Raw genomic sequence first — 2332 nt, 5'->3', positions numbered from 1 at the left:
GGCAACGGTGGCGGTGGCCGCTCCGGTGAAGGCCGTCCGGCCCGCAGCGCAGGCCCCCGCCGCGCGTCAGCTCCGGCATCGAACGAACGCCGCAGCCGCTAGGAGTTTGGTTCTTCGCTACGCAAAGTAGCTCGTGATACGCAGAATGCCGGGCGCTACGGGTATATCCCCAGCGACCGGCATTTTGCGCAGCGCAAACAACCAAGCGCAGCGCTTGCCTGAAAGCTACCAGCCGCGGGCGCGCCACTCCGCAAGGTGCGGGCGTTCCGCGCCGAGCGTTGTGGGCTGGCCGTGGCCAGGGTGCACCACGGTGTCATCCGGGTACACATCGAACAGCCGCTCGCTCACATCGGTGAGCAGCTGGTCGAACCGCTCAGGATCCTTCTGGGTGTTGCCCACGCCGCCGGGAAACAGCGAATCCCCGGAGAAGATGTGCGCAGGCCCGGCCGGGTCCTGGTACACCAGGGCCACGGAGCCGGGGGTGTGCCCGCGCAGGTGCACGGAGGTCACGTCGAAGCCGTCAAAGTTCCCGACATCGCCGTGGTCCAGCAAAACATCCACCCTCACCGGCAGCTCCGGGGCATCATCCGTACCGGCCGCGGTCCGCACTCCTGTCGCTTCCACCAGGCCAGGCAGTGCGCGGACGTGGTCCCAGTGCTGGTGCGTGGTGGCGATCAGCTCCAGTTTGGGCGTTGCGGCGGTGTCCGCGGCGGCGTCCTGCAGCAGGCCCTGGATGGCCGGAAGATCATCCGCGGCATCAATCAGCAATTGCGCGCCGGACTCCTTGGCAGTCAGCAGATACACGTTGTTGTCCATCTCGCTGACAGAAATCCGGCGGATGGTGATGTCCTGTAAGTCGTGAATGAGCGTGTCCATGAGAACCAGTTTATTCACGGCCCTCGGACACCCAGTTCGGATCGGCAGAGCGGGAGCCGACGACGGCGTCCGCGGCCTGATCCAGTGTGCTGAGTTGCGCCGGGGTCAGGTCCAGGGACAGGGCCCCCAGGTTTTCATCGATCCGGTGCGTTTTGCGCGTGCCGGGGATGGGAACAACGGGCAGGCCCATTCGCCGGCCCTGCGCAAGCAGCCAGGCGAGTGCCACCTGCGCGGGCGTCGCTGCCAGTTCGGCGGCGACCACCGCGATGGCGGCCACCACGCCCTGGTTGGCATCGGCGGCGTCTTCGGCGAAACGGGGGATCCGGCGTCGGAAGTCCTGGGCGCCCAGGCTGGAAGCGTCCACGGTGCCGGTGAGGAATCCCCGGCCCAGCGGCGAATACGGCACAAAACCCACGCCCAGTCCGGCCGCGGCAGGAACAACGTTGCGTTCCACGTCGCGGCTCCAGATGGACCACTCGCTCTGGACTGCGGCGATCGGGTGTACAGCGTGGGCTTCGGCAAGCTCCTGCGCCGTCACCTCAGACAGGCCAAGGTGCTTGATCTTGCCCTGCTGCACAAGCCCCGCCATGGCCTCCACGGTTTCCACAATCGGAACGCGGAGGTCACGGCGGTGCATGTAGTAGAGGTCGATCACGTCAGTGCCCAGGCGCCTTAAGCTGGCGTCCACGGCCTGCCGGACGTAGGCTGCGTCCCCGCGGATGTCCGTGTATCCCGCCGTCGGCGTCCCCACCAGGGAGAACTTGGTGGCGAGCTGGACCTCGTCCCGCCGGTCCTTGAGCAACCTCCCCACGAGTTCCTCGTTGCTGCCCCCGCCGTAGATGTCCGCTGTGTCAATGAAGCTGACGCCGGCATCCACCGCATGGTGCAGGGTCTCGAGGGCCTCTTCCGGGTCAACGTCGCCGTAAACCGGGGTGAGGGCCATTCCGCCGAAGCCCAAGGGACTGACCATGAGGCCGTCGCCGAGGTGTACCAGTGGTGCAGTCATGAGTGCGCTCCGTTCCTTGAGGACTTATCCCAGCCAAGAACCCCGCCGCATGCAGCAGTATTCCGCGCCGGGGTCACTAATGCCAGGGGATAATCCGGTCCGCACCGCGGCGTGTGGCCTCGATCAGCACGGCGTTGGCCTCGTCCGGGCCCATCGCCCAGGCCTCCGCCGCGGCCCGGTCCATGCCAAATTCCACATGCCGGTCCACCAGCCGGGCGAGCCGCAGGTTAAGGGGCGTGTCCATGAACCAGACCTCGTCCAGCTGTGCCCGGACGTCCTTCCACTGCGGCGGCTCGGCCAATAGGTAGTTGCCCTCGGTGATCACCAGCGGCACGGAGGCCGCGACCGCAATGGACGCGGCCACTGGCTCGTCCAGCGTGCGCCGGAACTCCGGGGCGTACACCACTGCCTCGTCCCGGCGCACCAGCCGCTGCAGCAGCGACAGGTAAC

2 protein-coding genes and 1 pseudogene are annotated in these 2332 nt (G+C 67.1%); all 3 read right to left on the bottom strand.

All coding sequences use genetic code 11. The features are described from left to right. Positions 1-225: 225 nt before the first annotated feature. Positions 226-876, bottom strand: a complete 651-nt coding sequence (locus DBR22_RS22385) for an MBL fold metallo-hydrolase (RefSeq protein ID WP_108600790.1) — start codon at positions 874-876, stop codon at positions 226-228. A 10-nt stretch (positions 877-886) separates the two neighbouring features. Then, positions 887-1882, bottom strand: coding sequence for an aldo/keto reductase (locus tag DBR22_RS22380; RefSeq protein ID WP_108600789.1), 996 nt, complete (start codon positions 1880-1882; stop codon positions 887-889). Positions 1883-1958: 76 nt separating this feature from the next. Beyond that, positions 1959-2332 (bottom strand): annotated as a pseudogene (locus tag DBR22_RS22375) (nucleoside/nucleotide kinase family protein); the annotation flags it as partial.

This window comes from Arthrobacter sp. HMWF013 (genome assembly GCF_003061105.1).
GTDB lineage: Bacteria > Actinomycetota > Actinomycetes > Actinomycetales > Micrococcaceae > Arthrobacter.
Note: the sequence above shows the minus strand (reverse complement) of the source record. Positions and strands in the feature narration are given on the sequence as shown.

Bases quoted from the DNA above. Each gene is read 5' to 3' on its own strand.
- DBR22_RS22385 (WP_108600790.1), bottom strand. From the start codon at position 876: ATGGACACGCTCATTCACGACTTACAGGACATCACCATCCGCCGGATT.
- DBR22_RS22380 (WP_108600789.1), bottom strand. From the start codon at position 1,882: ATGACTGCACCACTGGTACACCTCGGCGACGGCCTCATGGTCAGTCCC.